At 56.8% G+C, this 26994-nt stretch carries 27 protein-coding genes; 5 read left to right on the forward strand and 22 right to left on the reverse strand.

Translation table 11 applies throughout. The annotated features are described in order from the left end of the window. Positions 1–4 precede the first annotated feature (4 nt). The 4 genes from lysA to argH form a co-directional block, all read right to left on the reverse strand. Entirely contained in the window at positions 5–1288 is a 1284-nt protein-coding gene (gene lysA, locus Z948_RS0104290; RefSeq protein WP_025058341.1) for a diaminopimelate decarboxylase, read from the reverse strand. A gap of 30 nt (positions 1289–1318) precedes the next feature. Further along, positions 1319–1636 (reverse strand): DUF2834 domain-containing protein, encoded by a 318-nt coding sequence (locus Z948_RS0104295; protein ID WP_025058342.1) that lies wholly within the window; start codon positions 1634–1636, stop codon positions 1319–1321. 160 nt (positions 1637–1796) lie between these two features. Beyond that, on the reverse strand, positions 1797–1967 hold the full coding sequence (locus Z948_RS19070) for a hypothetical protein (RefSeq protein ID WP_169736155.1): 171 nt from the start codon (positions 1965–1967) through the stop codon (positions 1797–1799). Beyond that, positions 1967–3355, reverse strand: a complete 1389-nt coding sequence (gene argH / locus Z948_RS0104305; protein ID WP_025058343.1) for an argininosuccinate lyase — start codon at positions 3353–3355, stop codon at positions 1967–1969. The genes Z948_RS19070 and argH overlap by 1 nt, the downstream gene beginning before the upstream one ends. A 23-nt stretch (positions 3356–3378) precedes the next feature. On the opposite strand from argH, the gene Z948_RS0104310 reads away from it, so the two are divergent. Then, positions 3379–3951 (forward strand): TlpA disulfide reductase family protein, encoded by a 573-nt coding sequence (locus tag Z948_RS0104310; protein WP_025058344.1) that lies wholly within the window; start codon positions 3379–3381, stop codon positions 3949–3951. A 21-nt stretch (positions 3952–3972) separates the two neighbouring features. Here the strand turns inward: Z948_RS0104310 and Z948_RS0104315 are convergent, their stop codons facing one another. The 6 genes from Z948_RS0104315 to Z948_RS0104340 form a co-directional block, all read right to left on the reverse strand. After that, the gene (locus Z948_RS0104315) at positions 3973–5043 is read right to left on the reverse strand and encodes a Hint domain-containing protein (protein WP_025058345.1); all 1071 of its coding nucleotides are present in this window, start codon (positions 5041–5043) and stop codon (positions 3973–3975) included. Between the two features lie 111 nt (positions 5044–5154). After that, the gene (locus Z948_RS0104320) at positions 5155–6084 is read right to left on the reverse strand and encodes a lipid A-modifier LpxR family protein (protein ID WP_025058346.1); all 930 of its coding nucleotides are present in this window, start codon (positions 6082–6084) and stop codon (positions 5155–5157) included. Between the two features lie 304 nt (positions 6085–6388). Further along, positions 6389–7027 carry a bifunctional 4-hydroxy-2-oxoglutarate aldolase/2-dehydro-3-deoxy-phosphogluconate aldolase gene (eda, locus tag Z948_RS0104325; RefSeq protein WP_025058347.1) on the reverse strand — a complete coding sequence of 213 codons (639 nt, stop codon included), beginning with the start codon at positions 7025–7027 and terminating at the stop codon, positions 6389–6391. A gap of 3 nt (positions 7028–7030) precedes the next feature. Continuing rightward, entirely contained in the window at positions 7031–8839 is a 1809-nt protein-coding gene (gene edd, locus Z948_RS0104330; protein WP_025058348.1) for a phosphogluconate dehydratase, read from the reverse strand. Between the two features lie 158 nt (positions 8840–8997). Next, positions 8998–10056: an alpha/beta hydrolase family protein gene (locus Z948_RS0104335; protein ID WP_025058349.1), complete on the reverse strand. Its 1059-nt coding sequence runs from the start codon at positions 10054–10056 to the stop codon at positions 8998–9000. A 196-nt stretch (positions 10057–10252) separates the two neighbouring features. Next, positions 10253–11251, reverse strand: a complete 999-nt coding sequence (locus tag Z948_RS0104340; RefSeq protein WP_025058350.1) for a helix-turn-helix domain-containing protein — start codon at positions 11249–11251, stop codon at positions 10253–10255. A gap of 140 nt (positions 11252–11391) precedes the next feature. Here Z948_RS0104340 and Z948_RS17820 point away from each other — a divergent pair, with 140 nt between their 5' ends. Further along, positions 11392–12408, forward strand: coding sequence for an alpha/beta hydrolase family protein (locus tag Z948_RS17820; protein WP_025058351.1), 1017 nt, complete (start codon positions 11392–11394; stop codon positions 12406–12408). A 55-nt stretch (positions 12409–12463) separates the two neighbouring features. Here the strand turns inward: Z948_RS17820 and Z948_RS0104350 are convergent, their stop codons facing one another. Next, entirely contained in the window at positions 12464–12913 is a 450-nt protein-coding gene (locus Z948_RS0104350) for a methyltransferase family protein (protein ID WP_025058352.1), read from the reverse strand. Positions 12914–13186: 273 nt separating this feature from the next. On the opposite strand from Z948_RS0104350, the gene hmuQ reads away from it, so the two are divergent. Both hmuQ and Z948_RS0104365 read left to right on the forward strand, forming a co-directional pair. Next, positions 13187–13486: a heme-degrading protein HmuQ gene (gene hmuQ, locus Z948_RS0104360; RefSeq protein ID WP_425427105.1), complete on the forward strand. Its 300-nt coding sequence runs from the start codon at positions 13187–13189 to the stop codon at positions 13484–13486. A gap of 280 nt (positions 13487–13766) precedes the next feature. Next, positions 13767–14144 (forward strand): hypothetical protein, encoded by a 378-nt coding sequence (locus Z948_RS0104365; RefSeq protein WP_025058355.1) that lies wholly within the window; start codon positions 13767–13769, stop codon positions 14142–14144. A gap of 4 nt (positions 14145–14148) precedes the next feature. Here Z948_RS0104365 and Z948_RS0104370 read toward each other — a convergent pair whose 3' ends face one another. From Z948_RS0104370 to Z948_RS0104385, 4 genes are all read right to left on the reverse strand, one after another. Then, positions 14149–15135 (reverse strand): GlxA family transcriptional regulator, encoded by a 987-nt coding sequence (locus Z948_RS0104370; protein WP_025058356.1) that lies wholly within the window; start codon positions 15133–15135, stop codon positions 14149–14151. Positions 15136–15242: 107 nt separating this feature from the next. Then, positions 15243–16157 (reverse strand): nickel/cobalt transporter, encoded by a 915-nt coding sequence (locus Z948_RS0104375; RefSeq protein ID WP_025058357.1) that lies wholly within the window; start codon positions 16155–16157, stop codon positions 15243–15245. Further along, complete coding sequence (locus Z948_RS0104380; protein WP_025058358.1) at positions 16142–16789, reverse strand: DUF1007 family protein; 648 nt, start codon at positions 16787–16789, stop codon at positions 16142–16144. Before Z948_RS0104380 ends, Z948_RS0104375 begins: the two co-directional genes overlap by 16 nt. Positions 16790–16837: 48 nt before the next feature. Beyond that, a complete protein-coding gene (locus Z948_RS0104385) occupies positions 16838–18043 on the reverse strand; it encodes an aminotransferase-like domain-containing protein (protein ID WP_025058359.1) in 1206 nt (401 codons plus the stop codon). 187 nt (positions 18044–18230) lie between these two features. Between Z948_RS0104385 and rpe the strand changes: the two genes are divergently transcribed. Further along, positions 18231–18920, forward strand: a complete 690-nt coding sequence (gene rpe / locus Z948_RS0104390) for a ribulose-phosphate 3-epimerase (RefSeq protein ID WP_025058360.1) — start codon at positions 18231–18233, stop codon at positions 18918–18920. A 41-nt stretch (positions 18921–18961) separates the two neighbouring features. On the opposite strand, the gene Z948_RS0104395 is transcribed toward rpe, so the two are convergent. The 7 genes from Z948_RS0104395 to Z948_RS0104425 are packed head-to-tail and all read right to left on the reverse strand — an operon-like array spanning position 18962 to position 26921. Then, the gene (locus Z948_RS0104395; protein ID WP_025058361.1) at positions 18962–20455 is read right to left on the reverse strand and encodes a class I adenylate-forming enzyme family protein; all 1494 of its coding nucleotides are present in this window, start codon (positions 20453–20455) and stop codon (positions 18962–18964) included. A 20-nt stretch (positions 20456–20475) separates the two neighbouring features. Next, positions 20476–21246 (reverse strand): oxepin-CoA hydrolase, alternative type, encoded by a 771-nt coding sequence (locus Z948_RS0104400; RefSeq protein WP_025058362.1) that lies wholly within the window; start codon positions 21244–21246, stop codon positions 20476–20478. Further along, positions 21243–21701: a PaaI family thioesterase gene (locus tag Z948_RS0104405; RefSeq protein ID WP_081784027.1), complete on the reverse strand. Its 459-nt coding sequence runs from the start codon at positions 21699–21701 to the stop codon at positions 21243–21245. Before Z948_RS0104405 ends, Z948_RS0104400 begins: the two co-directional genes overlap by 4 nt. After that, complete coding sequence (locus Z948_RS0104410; RefSeq protein WP_025058364.1) at positions 21655–22788, reverse strand: acyl-CoA dehydrogenase family protein; 1134 nt, start codon at positions 22786–22788, stop codon at positions 21655–21657. Before Z948_RS0104410 ends, Z948_RS0104405 begins: the two co-directional genes overlap by 47 nt. A 4-nt stretch (positions 22789–22792) precedes the next feature. Then, positions 22793–23992, reverse strand: coding sequence for an acyl-CoA dehydrogenase family protein (locus Z948_RS0104415; protein WP_025058365.1), 1200 nt, complete (start codon positions 23990–23992; stop codon positions 22793–22795). Positions 23993–24034: 42 nt separating this feature from the next. After that, positions 24035–26128, reverse strand: coding sequence for a 3-hydroxyacyl-CoA dehydrogenase NAD-binding domain-containing protein (locus tag Z948_RS0104420; protein WP_025058366.1), 2094 nt, complete (start codon positions 26126–26128; stop codon positions 24035–24037). Positions 26129–26147: 19 nt separating this feature from the next. Then, a complete protein-coding gene (locus tag Z948_RS0104425; protein ID WP_025058367.1) occupies positions 26148–26921 on the reverse strand; it encodes an IclR family transcriptional regulator in 774 nt (257 codons plus the stop codon). Between the last annotated feature and the right edge of the window lie 73 nt (positions 26922–26994).

The raw sequence follows: 26994 nt of genomic DNA on the forward strand, positions 1-26994 counted from the left end.
GGGCTCAGTCCGCGGGATGCGTTTCAAGCCATTCTGGGATGCTATCGCGATTTATCATTTCGTCAAAGGTCGGACGACGGCGGATAACCGCAAATTGATCCCCATGCACCAAAACTTCTGGAATCAAGGCACGCGAGTTGTATTCGCTGGCCATAACAGCACCATAAGCCCCCGCACTGCGGAATGCGACCAGATCATCAGGGGCCATCGGCGCCATATTGCGCTGCTTTGCAAAGGTATCACCAGATTCGCAGACGGGGCCAACGATGTCATAGGGTTGCTGCTCAACGCCTGGTTCGGCCTCTTTCACAGGGACGATATCGTGGTGCGCCTCGTACATGGCGGGGCGGATGAGGTCATTCATCGCGCCATCGAGGATCAGGAAATCACGATCTTCGCCGGATTTGACATAGATGACCTTGCTCACCATCAAACCCGCATTCCCCGCGATCAAACGGCCCGGTTCGATTTCAATCTCGCACCCCAAGTGGCCCAGCGTCTTTTGAACCATTGCGCCGTATTCGGCGGGCAGTGGGGGCGCTTCGTTGCTGGTTTCATAAGGAATGCCAAGGCCGCCGCCCAGATCAAGGCGTTTGATCGTGTGCCCCTCGGAACGCAGCTGTTCTGTCAGCTCGGCCACTTTTTGATAGGCCAGCTCAAACGGCGCAAGATCGGTCAGTTGCGAACCGATGTGCACATCAATCCCGACAACTTCCAAACCGTCCATAGCCGCGGCCATGGCATAGACTTCGCTGGCGCGCGAAATCGGGATGCCGAATTTGTTTTCAGACTTACCTGTCGCGATTTTGGCATGGGTTTTTGCGTCAACGTCGGGGTTCACGCGGATGGTGATCGGCGCGACCTTGCCCAATGCCAAAGCAACGGCGTTCAGCACTTCCATCTCGGGTTCGCTTTCGACGTTGAACTGGCGGATACCGCCCTGCAACGCCACGCGAATTTCTTCGGCGGTTTTGCCGACACCCGAAAACACAATCCGATCCCCGGGAACGCCCGCCGCGCGTGCGCGCAGGTATTCGCCTTGCGACACGACATCCATACCCGCGCCCGCCTGTGCAAGCGTGCGCAAGACTGCTTGGTTCGAGTTCGCCTTCATCGCGTAGCAAACCAGATGATCCATCCCTTCCAGCGCCTCGTCAAAGGCGCGAAAGTGGCGCAGCAAAGTCGCCGTTGAATACACATAGAATGGTGTGCCGACTGTGGCTGCGATTTCGGAAACAGCTACGTCTTCGGCGAACATCGCGCCATCGCGATACAGGAAGTGGTCCATTTGGTAAGTGCCCTTTGGGCTCTGGCTGCCTTAACGGACAGGGGCAGAGCGTAGAAATAGATACAAAGGCAAGCCGCAGCTTACCCCGATGCAGAATGTAGCAGGAATAGCGATCAGCGCGACCCAATTCCGCCGCACGGCGACTTCGGCGATGATCCAAAGTGTCAGCGCAATTGCGGCGATGACCAAATCCCAAAGCAACCCGTTTGTCGCTGCGTTGACCTGCCATGCCGCGACCATGCCCTCAATGCCCCAGCCGTTTTCGCCAAACCACTTGTAGAAATAGTACAGTGGATGAACCGCGCCCCAAATGGCCAACGACAGATAGAGAAGACGCAGCAGAGACATCAAAATTTCCTTACAACGCCGACATTTACATGACCGGACACATGAACACCCGGCGCGGTGACCGAGGGCTGTTGATGCGGTGAAATCTCTGGATCCCGCTGCACGCCACCTGACTGCACGCAAGCAGCCAATCCGACAAGAAGCAAGGGAAGGAGTTTTCTCAAAGGCCCAAACCAATCCGGAGCGGGCCTTTTTTCAGGCCCACATTAGCGCCCAGCCCAACACCAGAGGGAGAGAGGGAAACATTCACGCCACCCGTTGGTTGAACAGGCTCGCCGTCAACACCGCAGGCTGCCAGCAAAAATGCCCCCAGAATCACCAGTTTCTTCATCAGATCAGTTCCTTCCAGCGGGCGATCTGCGCGCGCACCTGCGCGGGCGCCGTCCCGCCATATGATACGCGGGAGTTTACTGAATTTTCAACGCCGAGAACGGTGAATACGTCTTGGGTGATCCCCGCATGGGCCTCTTGCATCTGCTCCAAGGTCAAATCGGGCAAATCACATCCCAGCCCTTCGGCGATGGCAACCAATGATCCGGTGATGTGGTGGGCATCGCGGAACGGCAGGCCCAGAACACGCACCAGCCAATCAGCCAGATCAGTCGCGGTCGAGAAACCACTGCCCGCTGCTGCTGCAAGCTGTTCGCGATTGCCAGTCATATCGCGCACCATGCCTTCCATCGCGGCGAGGGCCAGCATCAGGTTATCGGCGGCATCAAAGGTCTGTTCTTTGTCTTCTTGCATGTCCTTGGAATAGGTCAGCGGCAGGCCCTTCATCACCATCATCAGGGCAACATTTGCCCCAAAGATGCGGCCAATCTTGGCGCGGATCAGTTCAGCCGCGTCTGGGTTTTTCTTTTGCGGCATGATCGAAGACCCCGTCGAAAAACGATCCGACAGTGTAACAAAACGGAATTGTGCAGAGGACCAGATCACCAGTTCTTCGGCAAAGCGGCTAAGGTGCATGGCGCAAATGCTGGACGCGCCAAGGAATTCCAGCGCAAAGTCACGATCGCTCACCGCGTCAAGGCTGTTGGCGGCAGGGCGATCAAAGCCCAAAGCCTCGGCTGTCATGTGGCGATCAATTGGAAAGGATGTGCCTGCCAGCGCGGCGGCGCCCAGTGGGCTTTCGTTCATCCGCGCACGCGCATCGCGCATGCGGCTTAGGTCACGGCCGAACATTTCGACATAGGCCATCATATGGTGGCCCCATGTCACGGGCTGTGCCGTTTGCAGGTGGGTAAAGCCGGGCATGACCCAATCTGCACCGCTTTCCGCTTGCGTCAAAAGAGCGCGGATCAGCGCCAGCAGGGCGCCTTCGGCCGCATCAAATTGATCGCGCACCCAAAGTTTGAAATCCGTCGCGACCTGATCATTGCGCGACCGGCCCGTGTGCAGACGGCCTGCAGGCTCTCCGATGATCTCTTTCAGGCGCGATTCAACGTTCATATGAATGTCTTCCAGCGCGGCGGAATATTCAAACGTGCCACCTTCGATTTCTGACAAGACCGTGAGCAGGCCTTCCCGTATCGCTTCGGCATCGCTATTCTCAATGACACCCTGTGCGGCCAACATGGCTGCATGGGCACGAGACCCTTCAATATCTTGGGCCGCCATTCGCTTGTCAAAGCTGATCGAGGCGTTAATAGCCTCCATGATCGCATCAGGACCAGCGGCGAAACGGCCGCCCCACATTTTGTTGGATGTTTTGTTTGTCATTTGCCTATTCCCCGGAGGGACCCATGAAGAAACTGTTGCTTGCCCTCGTCTATACGGCCCTGACAATAGGTGCAAACCCTGCGGTTGCCGATGATGGGGATATCATACGCCCTCTTGTATCTGGCGACATGAAAAAACTGGCGATCCACAGCGCGCCAAAGGCCACATCATCAGCCGCTTTTGATCTGGCCGATGGCGCGGGGCGGGCTACGCTGAAAGATTATGAAGGCAAATACGTTTTGCTGAATTTCTGGGCAACATGGTGTGCCCCCTGCCGCAAAGAAATGCCTCATCTGTCAGAGTTGCAAAAAGAACTGGGCGGCGACGATTTCGAAGTGCTGACAATTGCCTCTGGGCGGAACTCTCCTGTGGGGATCAAGAAGTTCTTTGATGAGGTGGGCATTTCCAACCTTCCCCGCCATATGGACCCCAAACAATCACTGGCAAGCCAGATGGGTGTGTTCGGCCTGCCGATCACGGTTTTGCTAGACCCCGAAGGGCGTGAGATCGCGCGCCTGCGCGGTGATGCCGATTGGGCCAGCGACAGCGCAAAAAACATCATCAAGGCCTTGGTGGAGACACGCAACAAAAGCTAATCGTTTTTGCTGCGTGCCAAATCAGGCTGCGTGTTTGAGGATCGCTGCTTCGGAAGCTGAAAGAGTCCGGCGTGCATAGCTGCCGTAGGTGTGGGGGTCGTATTCCAGCTCGGGCATCTCAGCCAAAAGCCGCTGGCGGTCGTTTTGATCCAGCGTCGAAAACGCCGCCGAAGCAGGGTGGAAGCTTTCTGTTTCCAGCTCATTGGCCCACAGCACCTGATGCTGCTCTAAAAGAACGTGAATATAGGTCACTTCCCGTAGCTGCATATCGACCGTGATCGTCGAGCCATTGATCAAATCCTTGGCCGTCACCAAAACTTCGGATGTGTTGAACAGGCTTTGGGCCTGTGCACCTTTGATGAGCATCCGATGTTCGGGCGAGACCAGCAAATCCTCATCAGGGCGATCGAACCCGAATGCGCCGCCCGAAATACGGATCGGGCGCAACCGCGGCATCGCAAACAGGCGCGCACCAGACATTCGGCGTTTGCCGATCCAGCGCAGGGGCTGCAACCCATTGTCTTTGGTTTGCACCAAATCCCCTTCGCGAAGATCTTCGATCAAGGTTGTTCCGTCACCTGTGCGAATGCGTGTTCCAGGCGTAAAGCAAATAACCCCTGCTTCTTGCGGTGTGGCCTCGGTTGTTCCGATTGTTCCCAGCGTATGGTGCACAATCCACAGATCGCAATTGCGCGGTGGCATCTCGTTCATGAACATCAGCAAAGGCTGGCTTCCGCCGCCCACTTCGATCAACGTGACGCTATAGCTTTTGCCGCCATCCGTAACAACAAAGCTGTTATCCATCAAAGGCGAGTTTTCATCTACAACATTAATAGAACGTGATCCCGGCTCATGTTCAAATGCCGCGCCAACAAGGCGGTGCACCATGCGTGCTGCCCGTTTGCGTAATTCTTCTGCCCCGTCCGCCTCGTCCAGTCGCAACACATCTGACGGTCCATCCACGCGCACGGCGTCTCCACGCCATGCCCATGCGGCACCTACGCTCAGAGCCTGCACAGGTGCAGCCTCAAGACCATCAATTTCTGTTTGCGACCAGGAGATGACGAACGTGCCACGAAAGCCCGTTCCCATTTACTGTCTCGCCTGCCTCAGTATTTTTTTATTAACTAATCGTTAACAAAACAGAGGCTCTCTGGGAAGAGGAAATCAGCGGATGTGCACAGTTGTTGCGGATCAGCCGTATCAAAAGCTGAGGTTGATCCGGATCGACCCGACAACCTGACCTTCTTTTTGGGCTTCGAACTCTTCGCCAAGGTAGGTCAGACCATAAAAGGCCGAGGCCCGTTCGCCCTGCCAATGCACGCCAGCCCGCAGGCGATCGCGACTATCGGTGAGCACAAAACCACGATCTTCGGGGAGGTAGATGCTATCTTCTACATGGGCGATATCCGCCCCCAAAAGGAAGGAGAACCCGCCGTTTTCATCGTTGGAAATCACGCGATAGCGATGGCCTGTCACGCTTTCTCGGACCAATAGTTCACCCTGTCCCATAGACCCGAAAGTGAGGTCGATCCCTGCGCGCAGCATTGTCTCGGCGCCCGCTCGCCCTTCAATAAAGGGGCGGATGTTTAAACGCGGCGCAAGGGCCAGATCACGCCCCAGCTCACCAACAACTGTTGGGTGAACGCCGTTGCTGATTTGATCAGCCAAAGTCACCCGAGAAGGTTGGCGCACACCCAGTACCTTGTGGACAGCGCGCTGGAAGCTCCCCAATCCTGTATCACTGCCAGTCACAACCAAATCCGCACCAACAGCCGCATCCAATCCCTGCCACGTGAAATGTGTATGCGCGCCAATCGACAACGCGCCAGCATAAGGGCGATCGCCAGCTGATGCTCTGGTCAGGTTATCAGGGGCAAAAATTTCCGAGGACAGACGTAGTTCAATCAGGTCTCCAAAGGCGTTCGGCGCGCGGCCGTCCCACCCCGATCCCCAAATCCGCGAAGAGGTCCACGACCCCGTGCGCCAGCGGTCTTTGCCATCGCCAAAGTAGTCGTTGGTCATCAAACGGCCATAGCCCAGCTTTGTCCGTTCTTCAGCATGGGCTGAAGGGATTGCGACCAAAATAGAAAGGGCAAAGGCTGCGAAAGCGCTAGTGACACGTTTGAACATCGGTATTCCCGTCAAAGAGCGCCCCCACGCCGATCTCTTTGCTACGACGGCCGCCCGATTCCCTCCAAGGAAAGGATTCAAGCCGCCCCTCGATCAATCTGGATTGCGACTTTGATGCCACTGTTTATCCAGAGGCATTCACCAAATGAATGCACCAACGATAGCAGCAAGGCTCGCTGGGTTGTCTGGATCATAAATTGGAATGTTCAGACCCTAAAACCGCCTGAAAGACGCCACACCAACGCAAAGCGGAGCCGAAAATCAGCTCCGCTTCGGTCGGCCAATAATGGATCTGACTTTGAGGTTAGCCGCGTGGCAAAGCAGCCGCTGCGCGCGCGCGCGCTTCGATTTCGGTCCAGTTTTCTGCGTTCACCAGATCCAGTGGCGCGATCCAACTGCCGCCAGCGCAAACAACGTTTGGCAACGCAAGGTAATCGGCAGCGTTTTGCGCGCTAACCCCACCTGTTGGACAGAACGAAATGCCCGCCAATGGGCCGCCCAAACCTTTTAGCGTTTTGATCCCGCCTGCTGCTTCGGCAGGGAAGAATTTCAACACCTCAAAACCACGCGCCTGAAGGGTCATCGCCTCGGTTGCGGTGGCCGCGCCGGGGAGCAGCGGCAATCCTGCTTCTAGGCAGGTATCAATCAAGGCGGCTGGGGAACCAGGTGTGACCCCGAATGTTGATCCCGCCTCCATTGACGCTTTGACGTCTTGGGCTGTGACCAATGTTCCCGCACCTACGCGCGCGCCCTCAACCGTGGCCATTGCCGCGATCACGTCCAGCGCTGCATCTGTGCGCAGGGTGACTTCCAATACTGGCAACCCGCCGCGCACCAGTGCTTCGGCTAGGGGCACGGCATGGGCGACGTCTTCGACGACCAGAACAGGGATGATCGGCGCGAGGCCTGCAAGCTCGCGGATAAAAGCAGTGTCGTTTTGCATTGGTTAGCTCCCAAAAACTGTGGCGCCTGTATCGGCTGAACCGACGGCATTGCGGAAAGGAGCGAACAACTCCCTCCCTGTTCCAAATTGGTTATCTGTCATATCCGCGGTGGCGGCTACCCGTTGCATCACACCTTCGGTCAGAATTTCCAGTGTTCCCTGCGTGGCATCCAGCCTCAGAACATCACCATCCTGTAGATAGGCAATGGCCCCGCCATCCAGCGCTTCGGGGCTGACATGGATCGCGGCGGGCACTTTGCCAGAGGCGCCAGACATGCGCCCATCCGTTACCAAGGCAACCTTGTGGCCCCGCCCTTGCAGGATACCCAGCATCGGCGTCAGGCTGTGCAGCTCGGGCATGCCGTTTGCCTTTGGCCCTTGAAAGCGCACGACCACGATGACGTCACTGGTGAATTCACCCGCTTTAAAGGCGGCTTTCACCTCTTCCTGACCATGGAAGACACGCACGGGCGCTTCGATGATGTGATGTGCAGGATCGACTGCGGATACTTTGATGACGCTGGTGCCCAAGTTGCCCGCCAAACGTTTCAGACCGCCAGAGGTGGCAAACGGGTTTGACGCGGGGCGCAGGATGCCTTCGTTTAGGCTTTCTTTTGTGCCTGCGCGCCATTCAAGCGCGCCGTTTTCCATCACAGGTTCTTGGGTGTAATGGTGAAGCCCCTCCCCCGCGACGGTTTTGGTATCGGGGTGCAGCATGCCTGCGTCAAGCAACTGGCCAATCATATAGCCCAGCCCGCCCGCGGCGTGGAAGTGATTCACATCTGCCAAACCGTTTGGATATACCCGCGCAAGCAGCGGAACGATGTCGGAGATTTCCGAGAAATCCTGCCAGTCCAGAATGATCCCGCCCGCGCGCGCCATTGCGACCAAATGGATCAACAGGTTGGTCGATCCTCCCGTTGCCATCAGGCCAACCATCCCGTTAACAAAAGCCTTTTCGCTGAGAATGTCACAAACTGGCGTGTAGTTTTCGCTCAGGTCGCTCATGCCAAGGGCGCGGTGGGCTGCCTCAACCGTCAAAGCATCACGGATTTCGGCACCTGGATTGATAAAGCTGGAGGCCGGCAGATGAAGCCCCATGAATTCCATCAGCATCTGGTTGGTGTTTGCCGTGCCGTAAAACGTACAGGTTCCCGGGCCGTGATAGGCGGCCATTTCGGCGGCCATCAGGGCGTCGCGACCGCATTCACCAGCGGCAAATTGCTGACGCACCTTCGCCTTTTCATCGTTTTGCAGGCCGCTTGTCATCGGTCCCGCAGGGATGAACACGGCGGGCAAATGCCCAAACACCTGTGCCCCAATCACCAAACCCGGAACGATTTTATCACATACGCCCAAGAATACAGCCGCATCAAACGTGTTATGGCTCAGGGCGACACCCGTCGCCATTGCGATCAGATCACGGGAAAACAGGCTCAGCTCCATGCCCGCCTCGCCCTGCGTGACCCCGTCACACATAGCTGGCACACCGCCCGCAACCTGTGCCGTGCCACCGTTTGCCCGCACGGCATCGCGGATCAACTGGGGGTAACGTTCATAAGGCTGATGGGCGGACAGCATATCGTTATAGGCCGTGACAATGCCCAAGTTACCCGCCTGCCCCGTTGCAAGCGCGTCTTGATCTGGCCCAGCCGCCGCAAAGGCATGCGCTTGACCGCTACAGGAAAGATGCCCGCGCGATGGTCCTTTTCGGCATGCCGCTTCCATGCGCGCCAGATAAGCGCTACGCGTTGGGGCGCTGCGTTCAACGATACGATCCGTAATTTTGGTGAGGTCTGAATGCAAAGCCATTCGATGTCCTGCCGTATGAAAGTGTAAGTTAGCGCTAACATACTCATTTTGGCCCGCATTAAAAGAGGTTTCTTGGAAGCCTGTGGTACTCATAGATAAAGGAGGCCGCTGGTTCCTGTCACCAACGGCCTCCCTGTTTGTTTCACGAAAACGCTAACCTAAAGATTGCTTTGAAGATTTGCGACAATCATCGCTGTCAGCTCCTGATGGATCTCCGCCCTAGAGCGATCCCCGCTATCATGACAAAGCGCATCGGGTTCCCCTTCTTTCTCCAGTATCTGCGCGCCGCGCTCTTTGCATTGGGCGAGAAAACTAAAGTGGTTGGCATCCTGAACAGTTGCATAGCTTGCCCGTTCGATCATGCGGGCGGCGTCTTTTGCATATACGCCCGCTGGGATTTCTCCTTCGGATCCTAAATTGATCACCATCATCGGGATATCGATGTCAGCCAAGCTGCTTTCGGTCAGTGTGCTTACGATACCCGGGTCAATGATAACCGCTGCATCAACACGCGCATCCGACAGATCCTGCGCGGCAGGCGATAGATCAAAACTGTGTAAATCAATCCCGTAATGCGCAAGGAAAGCACAGTCAGACATGCCGTGATCGCTTTCATCACAAAACCGCTGCAACAGATCGGGATCAACCCGCGCACCTGACAAGGCCATCGCAGTATACCCCCCCGCCGAAAAGCCCAAAGCCGCAATCCGATCAGTATCCATGTAAGGATAATCCTGCGGATTTTGGACAAGGTGATCCAAGACAGCAGAAACATCCTTTGGGCGTTCCCAAACACGCACGGCAGCCTTGGCCGAGGCATTGCCGGTGGTGGTTCCGGGATGGTTGGGCAATACAACAACATACCCTTGTTCGGCCAACGCCGAAGCGATCCAGCCAAATTGCCCAGCATTGCCGCCTGCCCCATGTGAAATCAGAACAACGGGATGGCGCGCACCGTCATGCGGCGCGTTTCGCCCCGCTGGGCTGCCATAAAAAACGCCATTGCCGCCAACGGTAACCTGTCGCCCGCCCTTTTTAGCGGGATACCAGATATTGAAATCAACTTCCTCGTTTCGCGCAGGGGCAAAGGCCGAGCTATAGGTAATGCCAACATTACCTTCATATGCGGGGCGGCTTGTGTAATATCCCGCCGCGAGGGTTAGGGCCGCCGCTGTAAAGACAGTGGCTTTTTTGGCAAAATTTCGCAGGGTGAACATGATACTGTCCTTTCATCAGTTTGGATGAGAGAACCTTAGAAGCTGTCAGAAAATCCCGCGTCCTGAGACGCATTTCAGGACGTCCTAAATCACGATCTAGGACCTGATTTAAAATTTAACCTTAAAAATCAACGCTATAAAAACCCATCCCAATGACACCCGCGCCGCCACGAGGGCCTTGGAAAGATTGATGGGTCTATTTAGGTTTTTGGGAATTCAACCATTCACTAGGGCTAACACCGGAAATTCGCAGGAATTCACGGTTAAAGTTGGATTTTGTATTAAAGCCTGAGCCGAACATGGCTGCGGTTACAGTATCCCCCGCCAGCAGGGCCTTTTGCGCTGCGGCAATTCTGGCGGCGTTTATGTATCGCGAGACGTTTTCACCCGTTACACGGTTGATCGCCCCCGAGAGTTGTTTGACCGGCACCTGAATGCGGCGCGAAAGCTGGGTCATGGTTAGATCGGGGTTAAGAAAGGGCTTTGCCGTTTGCATGTAACGTTCCAACTGCTCCATCACCTGCATATCCTGAGCGTCAGCCTTGCGGGCAACGGTGGTTTCCTCCTCGGCTTCGCTTGTGCTGTTATCTAGGGCGCCAGACAATGTCAGAACCCCGATCAGCACCAGCGTTCCGGTTGAATAAATGCTCACAATCCACGGCTGCAGATAGCCCGCACCCATAACCTGCGCCACAACAATAAGCGCATCACTGAGCGCCGAGGCGACAAAGGTCCAACCAATGACCTGCCAAATGATCCCCGGCACTTCGCCAGTTTCCAACCGCATGCGCGGCAAAGCATCGGCCCCTTGCATCGCGCTCCAGACAATCATGCCGCCATAGCCGACAAATAATGCAGGCAAGAATGTATCCAGCAGAAAGGGGCGGCCCAACATCACCGCAATCATTCCCAGCGGGACGAGCAGATGAAGAGCATCCCGAACTTCCAGCTTGCGAACCGCTGTTGATTGGAACGCCACCCATGCCATGGGGGGGATCATGCTGGCGGTGATGGGTTGAACGAAAAACGCCCCCGCAACCATGTAATGCTGGGCAAGTGATATGATCAGCCCCTGCAAAGCGCAAAGCGCCAGCAGCACCGCCAAAGGGCCGATCCGGCGATCAACCACCAAAATTCTAATGAACATAAACCCCAAAACAAGCGCGCTGATCATGGGGATAGGAAGGCTGGGCATCGTGATCACTCTTGGGCAAACTCATATGTGGAACATGGTCCTAAAACGCGATCATGGCGACCTAAAACGTGATTAAGGACGCTCTAACCCAGAGATTTTTTCAAAAAAGGGTCATCACACCTCATCCATAGGAGACAACGATGAACCTTGTCACGAAATCCGCCCTCGCATTTGCTATATCCGCCAGCGCCCTCTTCGCCGAGCCTTCAGGCCTTAGGAACCTTACCCTGCACGCCCCGCACCATGGCCGCGACCTAAAGGGGGTCATCCATTACCCTGCAACCGCCAGCGGCACAGTTGAAAAATACGCGGATAACCCCGTTTTTGTCGGCATGGAGGTCGCCAAAGATGCAGGTATCGCCGAAGGTCAGTTCCCTCTTGTTCTACTGAGCCATGGGTTGGGGGGGCATGCGCGTTCCCTTGGGTGGTTAGCCACCGATCTGGCCCAAAACGGCGCGATTGTGATTGCTGTAAACCACCCCAATTCCACTTGGGGGGATTTTGACCTCGCTGCGGGATTGGATCACTGGACCAGACCCCAAGACCTATCTCTGGCGCTGGATCATATCCTTGCCGATCCCGACTTTAGCGGCAAGATCGATATGTCGCGGATTATGGCGGCTGGATTTTCCTACGGCGGTTGGACGGCTTTGTCCCTTGGCGGGATCCGTGGCCATCACGCCGCTTATGTTGATCACTGCAAGACATACGGCGCGGCCTCTAGCCATTGTGCAGACCTGTTGAAGAATAATGTCACTTTAGCTTCCGCTGCGGCCCAAGAATGGGACGCGCTTTATAAAGACGCGCGCGTTACCGCCGCCTTTGCTGTCGATCCAGGGATCATTTGGGGCATGGGCGCAGAACAGGTCGCTGATTTGACCCCAGAGGTGACATTGGTTTCGCTGGGCGCGGGTGAAAACAGGCTGCTCGCAACCGATTTCGATTTGGCAAAGCTGCCAGAAGCGCTTCCCCATGCTGAGGTTATTTCAATTCCATCAGCGGCCCATTTTTCGATGATGCCAATCTGTAAACCCATTGGCGAGGCCTTGCTTTTGGAAGAAGGCGATGATCCGGTCTGCACCGATCCAGAGGGAGCCGACCGCGCCGCAGCGCATCAAATCGTGCTCAAGGCGTTGCATGCGAAACTAGGGCTTTGACCTAGCTTCCTTGGGGCGCGGCAAAGGCGCCCCAAGGTTTCAAAAATTGATTACCTCAAATCCAACGTTTGGTTTTTGCCAGATAGGCCTCTGCCTCATCTGCAAAGGTCTCGCGCAGCAGCGCCTCCTCTGGCGCGGCAAAACGCTGGTCCAGCAGTTTCCACAAGGCGGCTGCCGCGATCAACCCAAGGATCGACCCATGGCCCAGCGCCGATGACACCGTCAGAATAACAAGGGCAAGGTAGATCGGATTGCGGGACAAACGGTAAGGCCCTTCAACGATCAAGGTCTTGGGCGTGTGATGGGGTTCGATCGGGGTCTTTTTGCGAAAGAACCAGATGGCAGACCATGCAATCACGATCAACGCGCCGATGAGGGTCAGCCAAGACAGACCCGTCAGGATCGCCCCGTCAAAATGGAGCCCCGGCAGCACCCATTTACCCAGATAGATCACCGCAATACTGCCCATCCACCAAATCGGTGGCAAATCGGGAAATCCCTTCATCTCATTCTCCTTTTTATGCCCGCAATTGATATGCGCTACCGCCTCCAAGGCCAACCGCCCCCACGGCATTGTGAGAGGATCGCCCAGCCGGCTTTTGGATTGGCGTCGGGTTTGGGCAAACAGCCCGACTGATTTTATCAACTATTATTGTCATCACAGAAAAAGCCAGCGATAAACTAAACAACAAAAGCTCAACCGGGGCGCTGCGCATGGGCATAAATGCGCCCCTTTTTGCAGCGCACAAACCAAAGGAACTAGAAAATGTATCTAGCCATGAACCGCTTTACTGTCCCCATCGAAAACGCCGAGGCATTTGAAGATCTTTGGCTAAAACGCGACAGCCATTTGAAAGAGATGGAGGGGTTTGTCGAGTTCCACATGCTCAAAGGCGCGGAAGTGGATGGCCAAATCCTCTATGCGTCCCATACCGTCTGGGCCTCAGAAGAGGCCTTTCGCGGCTGGACAAAAAGCGACGCCTTTCGCAACTCTCATAAGGGCGCAAAGACCACTGAAAAGTTGTTTGTCGGCACGCCCGTCTTTGAAGGGTTTTCCGCGATCCAAAAGATATCTTAAGCGCTCCCAAGGGGCGCGGTTTTGTCGGCCGCCCCCCGACCGCCTGCATTTCTTCATTGATAAGCTACAGCTTCGGCCTAGTTTCGCCTTCTTTTTCGCCCAAAAAGTAAACACATCTTAACGATTGGCGCAAAACTGCGGAGTAATGAGTAATGAAGACCAAATTGATCAAGGCAGAGACATCCATTGCAAGACATCCGTCTCGTAATCAGGGCGTTTCTGCCGGATCAATTTTTCCCGTGCACCACCTTCAGCCCCCAACACCAAAGGTGTCAGGGCAATGAGAGATTTTGCACCTTTTGATCCCAGCCTAGCAGAAATTATCCCTGCGTTTATCCAGACATTGGAACGGCGGGTGATCCATATCACTTCCTTTGCTTTGGCCGCATGGGATGGGGAGACACTTCAATCTGTCAACGGCTCGCTGGTGGGCGCGCGCGAACTTTTGGCGCAAATAGCGACAGAGGCCGCAGCAGCCGGATATCCAGCTATTGGAGCAGACGCGGGTTTCTTCATTGACCGGATAGATGGCTATCTGGACGGGCCTTATGCCGATTTGGCGATTTGCCCGGGTGATATTGTTTGGTGGGCGGATTACTTTGCACAGACCTGCTATCGTCTATTAGAGAGCACCCAATCCGATCAGGCCTTTGGCTGATTGTTTAGCTGTTGTGTTTGATCAGCTTGATCTCTTTTCGCGCACGCATCTTTGATGGGGTGCTACCGTATTCATCCCGCACCGCCCTGCTGAGCGCATTATGTGAGCAAAACCCCGTGGCCACAGCCACATCAATGAGCGGGATCAGCGTATCTTCGATCATCGCACGGGCGCGGCGCACTCTGAGGCGCTTGTAAAACCGCGCGGGCGTTTCATCGAACACTTCGCGAAACACGCGCTCGACATGACGTGTCGATAGCCCAACACGGCGGGTAAGCTCGGTCATCGCGAGCGGCTCTTCCATGTTGGTTTCCATCAATTTGATGGCTTGGGTCACACGGGCGTCAAACAAACCTGCGTTATCCGCAATATCGCGCGGCTGCTCCGCATCGCTGTGCCGAATGGCGGGTAACAACAACCGATTACCCAGCTCGGCAATCTCGATCGGCTCCAGATGCGATGTAATCAACCCGATGATCAGCTCGACCGTGGCAGCGCCTCCGGCGGCTGTGGTCACCCCATCGCTGTGTTCGGCCAAGCGGGTTGTAAGGGTGGGGTAATACCCCTGCTCTTTTAGCAAGGCGATGTCGCGCCAATGGGTGGTTACTTTTCCTTGCTGGCTTGTTTTTGCGCGAATAAACGCTGTTGCAGCGTCGCTCAGCAGGACGGTGGTGCGTTTTTTCCGTTGCATAGAGCGCAGTCGGCGGTTCCACCCGCCGCGGTCTACTTTTGCGCCGCCCAGAACGATCAGAATATCGGCAAGCCCGTAATCCTCAATCGCGGGTTCGGCACGGACCAGAACCGCGCCCTTGCTGGTCACAAGGCCCGGCATGTCGCTGATGATGCGACAAGAAAACCGTTCATACCCAACGATATTGTTGGCGATGCGCAAGGTAGAGGTAACAGCCGTCAGCTCATCTTCGTTAAAGCCGCGTTGGACAAAAACCTCAAAACCAAGGGTTTGGTCTATGTCTTGCGGTTCTGTGGTCAAAGCTGGCTCCGTCGTGCCCGTTCACCAATCAAAGGTTGGCGAAAAGGATTGGTTTATCATTTGCCCGCACACCTACAGAAAATCACAACCGATTGCCATTGTTTTGCTTACAATACGCGGATCAGCAAGGCGCATGACAAGGCGATAACGACAAGCCCTGCAGTGACCTCAAGCATGGGCATGATCCATGTAATGGTTCCCGCCTGCGCAAGGCTGCGCAATACCCCGCCCCTGAAACCGCTTGCCGCGATGCCGACGGCTATCGTCACCGAGGCCGTCCCAAGGGCCATCACCAATGCGCCGCTGATCCCCGCCCAAGGAATGCCCATTTGCCATGTGATGATTAAAACAAATAACGCGCCAGTGCAGGGGCGGATCGCGATACCGGCAATCAGGATTAGCGCCTCTCGCAGACCGCCAACTTGTTCCGCTTCTTCCAGTGACGGCCCATGGCGATGTCCGCAGCTACTGCATACATCGTCGTCCCCTTGGTGGGCATGATCGGGCGCGCCATGGTTTTGGGTCGAGTGATTTCGCCGGATGCGCCGCAAGCCACGCACAACCAGCCACCCCCCAATTGCAGCAATCAGCGCATAGCTAAACGGAGCCAGCCAATCTTCGGCGGTGCCCACCATGCGATCCCGCGTTAATCCCAGCAACCACAGTCCGCCATAAGCCAAAACAATGGCGGTGATCGCCTGTCCGATGCTTGAGGCAAAAGCGATCAACGAAAGGCGCAGCATCGGCACCTCGCGGGCCACACCGTATCCGCCAACCAGCAACTTACCATGCCCCGGCCCTATCGCGTGAAAGAAACCGTAGGCAAAACAACTACCCAGCAGCAGCAGATAGGCCCCAGCCTCGCCGCCGCGCAGGGCCCGTAGCGTCCGCGCGATGCCGTTTTGAAATTCTCGCTGCTCACCCGCGGCCCAAACAGCAATCTGGTTAAACCCGCCGCTCAACCAAAGCCAGACAAGAACCCCGACGGCCAGCGCCAAAGCGCCGATTATTGTACGTCGCATGTGACGGTCACCTCTGTCGCAAAACGGCGGCCAATATCGCCGAGGCCTGCCGCCTCCATATCCATATCTTCGGGCAAGGCGGCCAGCTCGGCTTTGGTCATGGCAAGTGCGCCACCGATATCAGGGGCGTTTAGATTTACGTTGCAGCCATTGCGCCCTTGCACCCCAACGTCGAGGCCGACTTCGTAGGCCGTATAATAGGTGCCGTCATAGGGGCGAACAATCACAGGCGCATCCATTACAGGCGATGATTTTACCGCGCGCATGTGGCTGGTGATGATCTTGCCATCGGTCAATTCGGCAGTCGGTGAGGTTGGCCCCGAAAGCGCCAGAACCGCGCCGTTCATTTCTGCCACAAGGTCACCGTTAAACCCTTGCACCCAGTTCATATCAAAACCAGTCAACGCGATCCTGTCAGAGGCCGATAAAACGCCATCATAATCTTCATCCAGCCCCATATCCTCGGTCACAAGAAGGGAATACAGCTCGTCATATTCCCAAATGATCTGAACATGGGTCAGCCTGTTTTCTTCATCGATCAGGAATTTCAGCCCCGTATTGATGAAAATATGGGGATGCGCGGCAAGGGGCGCTGCGATCAGGCATATGAAAATGGCGAACAAGGCTCTCATAGGGGGCAACCTATGCCTCAAAGGGGCCCTGTTCAATTGCCAAGACAGTTAAAGAGCGGCGGCAATTAGCCGACCCAGCCGCTCGATCCCCTCATCGATGAGGGCCTCGTCCATTTTGCTAAAGCTGAGGCGCATGGTGTTTGTCCCTGTTCCATCTGCGAAAAACGCATGGCCCGGCACAAAGGCGACCCTTTCGGATTTCAAGGACTGCGCCAGCAAATCCGCGCTATTGAGCTGCGCAGGAAGGTCCAGCCAGATAAACATCCCGCCCTCGGGGCGTGTCCAGCGCACGCTATCGGGCATGTGTTTTTCCAACGCGGCAAGCATGCTGTCGCGGCGCGCGCGATAAGCTTCTTTGATCTTGGCAACATGGGTGTCGAACTGGTTTTGCGCAACGGTCGCGATTGCCATTTGGTTGATCGTAGAGCTGTGCAAATCTGCCGCCTGTTTCAAAAGCACCAGCTGGCCAATCACCTCTTTCGAAGCACAGACCCACCCGACCCGCAAACCAGGCGCCAGTGTTTTCGAGAAACTACCGCAATAAATCGTGCGGCAGGCGTCAATGCTGCCTTTACGCGCGATCTCGCGGGCCAAAACCGGAGCAAGCGCCTCGCCCTCAAATCGCAAGGATTGATAGGCGGCGTCTTCGATCACCGCGATGTCCAGCTCATCCGCCAGATCAATCACCCGCTCGCGCATCTGCGCATCCAAAGTGCGCCCCGTGGGGTTTGCAAAATCAACAGACATATAGGCAAATTTAACCTGCCCCTCCCCAGCCGCTTCAGCGTAATCCGCAGCCGAACGGTTTGTTTCGGGGTCAAGCCGATCATAGCGCGGCTCATACGCATTGAACGCGCCTAGCGCCCCCAGATAGGTTGGCCAGCCGACCAGCGCCGTATCCCCTGCATTCAGCAGCAACTTACCCAGATAATCCAGCGCCTGCTGCGAGCCAGAGGTAATCATGATGTTGTCACGGGTACAAGGAATATCCAGACGCGCCATTTCCCCCACGATCCAATCGCGCAAAGGGGCATAGCCCTCAGATACTGAATATTGCAGGGCTGTCGCTTGGTTCTCAGCGGTTAATGCTTGGGTAAAGGCCTCTTGAAATGCTTCGGCGGGAAACAGATCGGGATCGGGGATGCCCCCCGCAAAGGAAATAATATCCGGCTGGTCCAGCAGCTTGAGCAATTCGCGAATTTCGCTTGCCTTCATGCGGTCATTTCGTCCCGCGAATATCTGATGCCAATCCATTTCCAACCCTCCCAAAGTTGATTTGCACCACAAAGCATGGAAACCCTTTTTAGGTCAATAACTATGTCCTACATGGCCGAAGCGGCCCTATCTCGCCACAACGCCCAAACGGATCGCGGTAATGGTTTGCCCCCCGCCGCGTCTAGAGGTATCAGCGGGCAACCTCACAACGCAAAGGCTGCTGCTCATGTCCTTCGACCGCTCCATCAAAATCGCCCCTTCCATCCTTGCCTCTGACTTTGCCAACTTTGGCGCCGAATGTGCCGCCGTCGAGGCGCAAGGCGCTGACTGGATTCACGTGGATGTTATGGACGGGCATTTTGTGCCCAACATCACCTTTGGTGCTGCGACATGTGCTGCCATCCGCCCTCACATCAAAGGGATCATGGATGTCCACCTGATGATCTCACCGGTGGATGCCTATATCGAAGATTTCGCCAATGCTGGCGCTGATTTCATCACCGCCCACGTTGAGGCAGGCCCGCATATTCACCGCACCCTGCAAGCCATCCGCGCAACAGGTGCCAAAGCAGGCGTTGCCCTAAACCCGGGCACACCAGCAGAAGCCGTCGAGCACCTGCTGGACCTGACAGACCTTGTCTGCGTGATGACAGTAAACCCCGGCTTTGGGGGGCAGAAATTCATTGATATGAGCGCAAAGATCAAAACCCTGCGCAACATGATTGGTGACCGCCCTGTGCACATCGAAATCGACGGCGGCGTTGACCCGAAAACAGCCCCCATCGTTGCAGGTGCAGGCGCAGACGTGCTGGTCGCGGGGTCTGCCGTGTTCAAAGGCGGCTCGGTCAGTGACCCTGCCCCCTATGGCACCAACATCCGAGCGATCCGCGAAGCGGCCAATGGCGTTTACGTCTGATTGACGCGCCTATGATCTGACCCTAGGCGCGCCACAGCGCCCTAGGGGAGCTGATCGGCAAATGTCTCGATCATTTTGTGTTTAAGAAGCTTGCCCGTTGGCGCGGCAGGTAATGCTGTTGCCAATACGATATGCTTGGGCCGCTTGTAGCCTGTCAGGCGCTCTTTCACAAAAGCGCGCAGAGCCTCCACATCAGGGCGGTCTGCATCTGCGACCTGAACAAAGGCCAGCACTTCTTCGTCACCGTCTTTTGTCCGCCCCACCACAGCCGATTGGATCACCTGCGGGTGGTCGTTTAACGCCGCCTCGACCTCTGGCGGGTAGACGTTAAATCCGCCGTGAATGATCAACTCTTTCGAGCGGCCAAGGATGTATAGGTTTCCCTCTTCGTCGATCTTGCCAAGGTCGCCCGTATGCAGCCAGCCGTCAGCATCGATCGCTTTGGCCGTCTCGGTGGGGTTTCGGTAATACCCCTTCATCACATGAGGGCCCGCGACCAGCACCTCGCCCTCTTCCTCGCCATTGCCACCAGGTGCATCAACGTCGATCCGCGCGCGGGTGCCAGGCGTGACAGGGCCAACTGATATGTCAGGCGACCCTAACTCGTTTTGGGTGGCTGACGCGCCCGATGACGTCTCGGTCATGCCAAATCCGTTCTGCAGGGGGAGTTCGTAGAACGCCTCGGCTTTGCGTTTCCATGTTGGGTCCAGCGGCGCGCCGCCAGAGGAAACATAGCGCAGCTTGGGGGCGCCCAGACGCTCCATGCCTTGCTCTTTGGTGTATTGCATCACCAAAGCGTGCATCTGGGGCACCGCGGGAATGATCGTCACGCCGCCCATCGCCGCGTCATACAGCTTTTGTGCGGAGAACCGTGCGTCTATCTGAACATGCGCACCCGTATGGCACGCCCCTACCAGCACCGAGATCAAGCCAAAGACGTGGCTCATCGGCAAGACGCCATAAACAACGTCCTCAGGCACCATTTTGCGCAGACCGCTAGAGGCCATGCCGCCGAAACGCACACCACTATGGGTCAGCATCACCCCCTTTGGATCGCCAGTTGTGCCCGTGGTATAAAGCAAAACAGCAACGTCGCTGAGCACTGGATCGGGGTCGGATACGCCCTTTGCCAGATGCATCGTTCCGAATGCACCTGTGATTTCCTGCGCCCCCATTCGGGTGGCATGGGCCGTGGCGTCAGGGGAAACATGGGAGGTCATCACAATGGCGGCAGGGGTTGCGTGTTTTACCACGCGGGCCACTTCGCCTTCGGTCTGGCGGGCGTTCAGCGGGATGATGACTGCGCCGATCTTCCACGCCGCGTGTAATGTCGCCACCGCTGCCGCGCAGTTTTCGACCAGCAAAAGAACACGGTCGTTTGGTTGCACCCCAACGGCCTTTAGCTCTGCTGCCAGATCGTCACTTGCCTTATCCAGCTGGGCATAGCTCCAATGCGCGCCGCTTGAATCGCTTAGCGCCGTTGTTTCAGGTGCCAGACGCACCCGCTCTTTCAGGAAATCCTCTACCCTTTCCATCCATATCCCCCCTTTATTATTCAGCTGTAATTCGGTCTGCGTTTCTCCAGAAATGCTGCGATGCCTTCGGCGGCTTCGGGCGCGCCTGTGGCAACGGCCATTGCATCGCGTTCGTGATCCAGCTGCTCGGCCTCGGTCACGTCATAGGCGGCGGCGACCATCTTGCGAATTGCGCGCTGCGCATCACGTGGTCCAGCGGCAAAACGATCCGCAAAGATGCGCGCCTGTTCCATCGCGCCGCCTTCATCGGTTATCGCATTCACCGCGCCCAAGGCATGCATCCGCTCGGCCAAGACGGGTTGCGCCAGCAGGCACATCTCCATCGCCAACTGGCGCGGCAAAGCGCGTGCCAGATGCGCGGTAAGCCCCCCATCAGGGACCAACCCCGCCTTGACATAGGCGGCGACAAATTTAGCCCCCTTCGCCGCGACCACCACATCACAGGCCAGCGCAATGCTAAGGCCAGCCCCCGCCGCGCCGCCCTCAACCGAGGCAATGATCGGCACTGGGCAGGCCCGCATGGCGCGGATGACATCGTGCAAACCTTCAATGGCAGTGCGTCGCGCATCCTCTGGCATCTTTTTGCGGTTGATCAAGACGTTCAAATCGCCACCAGCGCAAAAGAAAGGGCCCTCAGACGTCAGGATAATCGACTTTATCCGCCCGTCTTGGGCGGTCTCGCAGGCCTTGATGATGCAGGCATATAGCTCTGGCGACAGCGCACCGCGTTTATGGGTATTGCCGTTCCAAACGATCAGGCGGTCGCCCGCGTCTTCCAGTCGTGCGCTCATTTCAACTTCTCCTGTGGGACGCGTTTGAAAACACCGTTCGAAGTGGCGACCAATGTTCCATCTTCGTGGACCAGCTCCGCGGCGATAAATAGCAGGCTGCGTCCGCCACCGGTCACGGTTCCTGTTGCGGTCATGCGACCCGGGCGGCCTGATCCGATGAATTGAGTATTCATGGAAACCGTCAAAAAAGGCGCCTTCCCCGAAGGATCAACCGTAAGCGATCCCGTGGTGCCCGAGGCATTATCCAACAGGGTCACGGCGATACCGCCGTGCAATGCGCCGTGGCGGTTTAGGTGGTCGTCCGTCACGTCTAGATAACACCGCCCATGCGCGGGATCGCGTACATCAACGACATAGCCGACAAGGCGTTGTGTGCCGGTCTCATCATGGATGAAACCGGCGTTTTCTTTAGGCTGCTGAGAGGGCAATAAACCGCTCCAGATGGTGATCAACATCACCAAAGCGGTGATCGGCCATGATGATGCGTTTGGCGATATGGGCCAGTTCGTATTCCTGCGTCATCGCGATACCGCCATGCAGCTGGATGGCCTCTTCGCCCACCAGACGCCCCACGCGGCCAATCAGGTTTTTGGCTGCGGATACGTGGCGTTCGCGCGTGCCACGATCTGCTTCCAGATGGCCTGCCGCGATGATCACAGCCGAACGCGCCTGTTCCATTTCGATCAACAAATCCGACATGCGGTGGGCCAAGGCCTGAAACGTGCCGATCGGACGACCAAACTGCTTGCGCGTGCCAAGGTAGTCCTTGGTCAGCCCACAGGCCGTGTCCATCGCGCCCAAGGTTTCAGCCGTCTGGGCCACATTGGCCGCCGCGATGCGCGCCTCAATGGCCGAGGCCGCTTTGCCAGCTGCGCCCAACCGCGCAGACGCGGGAACCGTCACATCATCCAATGTCACTTCGGCAGCGCGGCCACCAGCCAACAGTGCATAGCCCTGAATGGTCAGACCTTTTGCATCCTTGGGAACAAGGAAGAGCGAGATGCCCTCAGCATCGCCAACGGCGCCGCTTTCGCGTGCCGAGACAACCAACATGTCCGCCGCTTCGGCGTTCACAACCACAGCCTTGCGGCCGTTCAACACAACATCACCGTCTTTTTCCATCGCCGAGGTCGAGACCTGCGTCAGCTCATAACGGCTGGTCGGCTCGCCGTGGGCAAAGGCCAGTTGAAGCCCGCCACCGATGATTTCTTCGACATGAGAAAGCTGATCGGCATTGCCCAAATCGGCAATCAAACCACCAGCCAAAACCGCCGTATCAAGGAAGGGTTCAACCACACCTGCGCGGCCGAGTTCCTCGAACACCACCGAGATATCAAAGCCCTTGCCGCCGAAACCGCCCTGCTCTTCGGTGAACAGCGCGCCGATAACGCCCAGCTCTGCCAGCTCGGACCAGATGTCAGCGGACATGCCGCTGTCGCTGTCCAGAATCTGGTTGCGGGTGGCTGTGTCGTACCGCTCGCGCAGGAAACGGCGCAGCGTATCTTGGAGCATTTGACGTTCTTCTGTCAGATCAAAATTCATGGCCTTAGCCCCCCATCGTTACTTTAGCGATAATGCCGCGCTGGATCTCGTTGGATCCGCCGAAGATCGACAATTTTCTGTTGTTGAAATATCTCGCGGACACAGGGCCAGCGCCGTTTGGATCGGGCAGTGTTTCGTTTGCGCCCTCCAAGGCCTCGGATGCAAATGGCGTTGCGTAAACACCCGCTGCACGGCGTGCCAGATCGTTGATTTCTTGATGAATGATCGTTCCTTTCACCTTGAGCATGGAGGATTCCACGCCCGGAGCCTGACCTGCCGCCGCTTTGGAAATGATGCGCATGTTGGTCGTGGACATCGCCATCAGATCAATCTCGACCTGCGCAACACGCGCTGCGAAATGGGGGTTCTCCATCAGAGGTTTACCGCCAGACATCTCAACCCGCGCAAGACGTTTGACCATATCCAGCCCCGCCTGGGACGCGCCAACACCCGCGATGTTGGTGCGTTCATGCGTCAGCAAATATTTCGCATAGGTCCAGCCTTTGTTCTCTTCGCCGACAAGGTTCTCGATGGGCACTTCTACGTCGGTGAACCAGACTTCGTTCACTTCGGGCGTGCCATCCAACAGAATGATCGGGCGCACTTCGATGCCCGGTGTGTCCATGTCGATCAGCAGGAAGGAAATGCCCTCTTGCTGCTTTACGTCTTTGTCGGTGCGCACCAAGCAAAAGATCATGTTTGCGTGCTGGCCCAGCGTGGTCCACGTCTTTTGGCCGTTCACAACGTAATGTGTGCCAGCTTCGTTTTTGACGGCAGTTGTTTTCAGCGACGCAAGGTCAGATCCCGCACCCGGTTCGGAATAGCCCTGACACCACCAGTCTTCGCCAGACAAAATGCGTGGCAGCCAATGGTCTTGCTGTTCCTTAGAGCCGAATTTCTGCAACACAGGGGCCAGCATGCCAAGGCCAAAGGGCACGATGCGCGGCGCCGATGCTGCTGCGGCTTCTTCTTCGAAGATGTGCTTTTGAACAGCGTTCCATTCCGCGCCGCCAAATTCTTTGGGCCAGTTTGGTGCCAGCCAGCCGCGTTCGTTCAACGTGGCGTGCCATTGCTCCATGTCAGCTTTGGTCAGGTCGCTGCGGTTGCGCACTTTGTCACGCAACTCGGGCGTTACCTTTTCTTCGAGAAAAGCGCGGACTTCGTCGCGAAACGCTTTCTCTTCAACTGAATAACTCAGATCCATTCGGGTCTCCTCACATCTTTTGTCGGTTGCGCCGTGCGAAATTTATCCGCCAGCGCGATTTAGGTCGTCAAAGCTGCGGCCGTCGGCCACCAGCGATTTCAGCAGCGGGGCAGGCTTCCAGAACCACGCATCCTCCTGCGCGTAATGTTCGATATCGGCCAACACCCCAGCCAAGCCTTGCAGATCAGCCCATTTCAATGGCCCGCCCCCGTAACGCGGAAAGCCGTAGCCAAAGAGCAGCACCATATCCACATCAGCCGGACGTCGGGCGATGCCCTCTTCCACGACTTTTGCAGCTTCGTTCACCATCGCACACATATAGCGCCTGACAATCTCCTCATCGCTGAAATCACGTGGCGTAATATTGAGTTCGGCCTGCTCGGCGGCGATTAATTCGGGGATTCTCGGGTTTGGCACACTGGCGCGGCTGCCTGCTTCGTACAGGTAATAGCCTGCGCCCGTTTTGCGACCGAAATGGCCCTCTTCGCAGAGGCGGTCGGCATAGGTCGGCACGCGTTCATCCGGATGGCGGTCTGCGGCTTTGCGTTTGCGGGTCATCCAGCCGATATCAAGTCCGGCAAGGTCACCCACCGCGAAAGGCCCCATCGCAAAACCGAAACCGGTTAAGGCGCTGTCGATCTGATAGGGGCTTGCCCCATCCAGCACCATATGATCCGCCGCCGTTCGGTAAGCCGCCAGAATGCGGTTGCCGATAAACCCGTCACATACGCCCGACCGGACCGAGATTTTGCCCAGACGTTTGCCCAGCTCAAACCCTGTCGCGACCACATCAGCCGCCGTTTTATCCGCGACGACGACCTCTAACAATTTCATCACATGAGCAGGTGAAAAGAAGTGGAGCCCGATTACATCTTCGGGGCGGCTGGTGGCCGCTGCGATCTCGTCCACATCCAGATACGATGTGTTGGACGCCAGAATGGCACCTTGTTTGCAGGCCGCATCAAGCTTGGCAAAGACCTCTTTCTTGACCGCCATGTCTTCGAACACGGCCTCGACCACCAGATCAACCTCACCAAGGCTGGCGTAATTGGTTGCCAGCGTCAGCGCCTTTGTGGTGAGCGCGTCATATTGCGGCTGGCTGATCTTGCCGCGCTTTAACGCGCCTTGCAGGTTCCCCTCGATACGGCCGCGGGCTGCATCGGCCTGCTCTTGGCCCGTTTCGATCAGGACAACATCCAGTTTCGCCAGCAAAGCCGCCGTTGCGATGCCTGCGCCCATTGTGCCCCCGCCAATGACGCCAATGGCGTTCAGCGCGCGGGGTGCAACACCTTTGAGTTCGGGCAAATTGCTGACGGCGCGTTCGTTAAAGAAGGCGTGGATCATCCCTTTGCTTTGGTCGCTTTGCAGCAATTCCATAAAGAGGCCGCGCTCGCGCTCCATCCCCTCGGCAAAGCCGAGTTCGCTTGCCGCTTGAACGGCGCGCACAATGGTACCGACGTTGATCTGACCGCGCCCCTTTTTCAACGCGCCTGCATGGGCGGCCTCCCAATCAATCGGGGCAGCTGCGGGCAGTTCCGAAACCGCGCGGCGCGGCGCCCCGTTGGCGAGCAATTCATTGACAAAAGCCAGCCCAACCTCTTGTGGATCACCTTCCTCGACCTTGTCGAGCAGTCCCAGTTCTAGCGCCTCTGCCGCTTTGATCTGACGGCCCGAGATCATGATCTCGATCGCTTTGTCCGCACCGGTCAAACGTGGCAAACGCTGCGTACCGCCCGCACCCGGCAGCAGCCCCAAATGCACCTCAGGCAGGCCAAGGCGCGCCGTCGGTTGCGCAATACGGTAATGGGTGCCCAGCGCCACCTCTAGCCCCCCACCCAATGTGACGCCATGCATCGACGCTGCCACCAGCAAAGGAGAGCTTTCAATGCGGGTGCAAAGATCAGGCAGGTTTGGCTCCATCGGGAGTTTGCCGAATTCGGTGATGTCTGCGCCCGCGATAAAGGCGCGCCCCTCGCCGACGATCAGCACCGCCTTCACATCGCGATCCGCTTCGGCGCGGTCCATCCCGTCTGACAGACCCTGACGCACGGCCTGAGACAACGCGTTCACAGGCGGGTTGTTGATACGCAAAACGGCAATGGCGCCTTGGGTTTCATAGGTAACTGGGTTTGTCATAGTCGCTCTCTTCTTATTATCAACGGCGGCTCAGCGCCGGTATCCGGCCTGTCCGCTGTTCTAGGTTTTGGACAAGCGCATGCAGCGCAGGGCCAACGTCATTCGTCATTCTTTCTTGCGGTAACTCTTGTGGGGTCGCCCCGCAGGTAAAGGCAACAGCCTCTCCAAATTCCGCTGCGTAGTATGGGACGCTCACCGCGTTTATTGTGCTGGCGTAACGGGTCTCTTCCGAGGCGATCAGGAACCCTTTGCCAACCAGTTGGTCATATCCATCCTGCCGAAATTTGCGCATCTGCTCATCAGGCTCCAATGCCTCAAAACGTTCAGCATCCAGCGCCGCCAGAAAAGCCATTCCCGAACTTGACCCATGCAGGGGGATGCGGTGACCGGGCTCTAGCCAGATCGTCGATGCCGTTGCGGGGCGCCATGTTCGCACCAGCATCATGCGATCTCCGTCGCGTACCGCTATCAATGCAAGCGTTCCGGTTTCATCCGCTAACCGCTGCATGTCGTCACTCACGCGGTCCACAAAGTTCACCGCGACCGAGGCAACAGAACCCAAAACCATCGAAGCAGGCCCAAGGCGGAAGCGATCATTTCGCGAACCATGGCTAAGATAGCCCAATTCGCACAATGTATAGGTCAACCTTGATATCGTCGGTTTGGGCAGGCCTGTCCGCTCGGCGATCTGGGCATGGGTCAGGCCATTGTCACTGGCCCGAAAGACGCGCAATACCGCAAGACCACGGGCAAGCGTGGTGGCGAATTTCCGATCTGTGTTTTGCTCTGCCATCACAAAATCTGCGACCTTCGCGAGGTAAAACCAGCCATCGTTCCTGAGAAACCAGACGATGTGGTCCTTTGAA

The organism is Sulfitobacter donghicola DSW-25 = KCTC 12864 = JCM 14565 (assembly GCF_000622405.1).
GTDB classification, from domain to species: Bacteria; Pseudomonadota; Alphaproteobacteria; order Rhodobacterales; family Rhodobacteraceae; genus Sulfitobacter; species Sulfitobacter donghicola.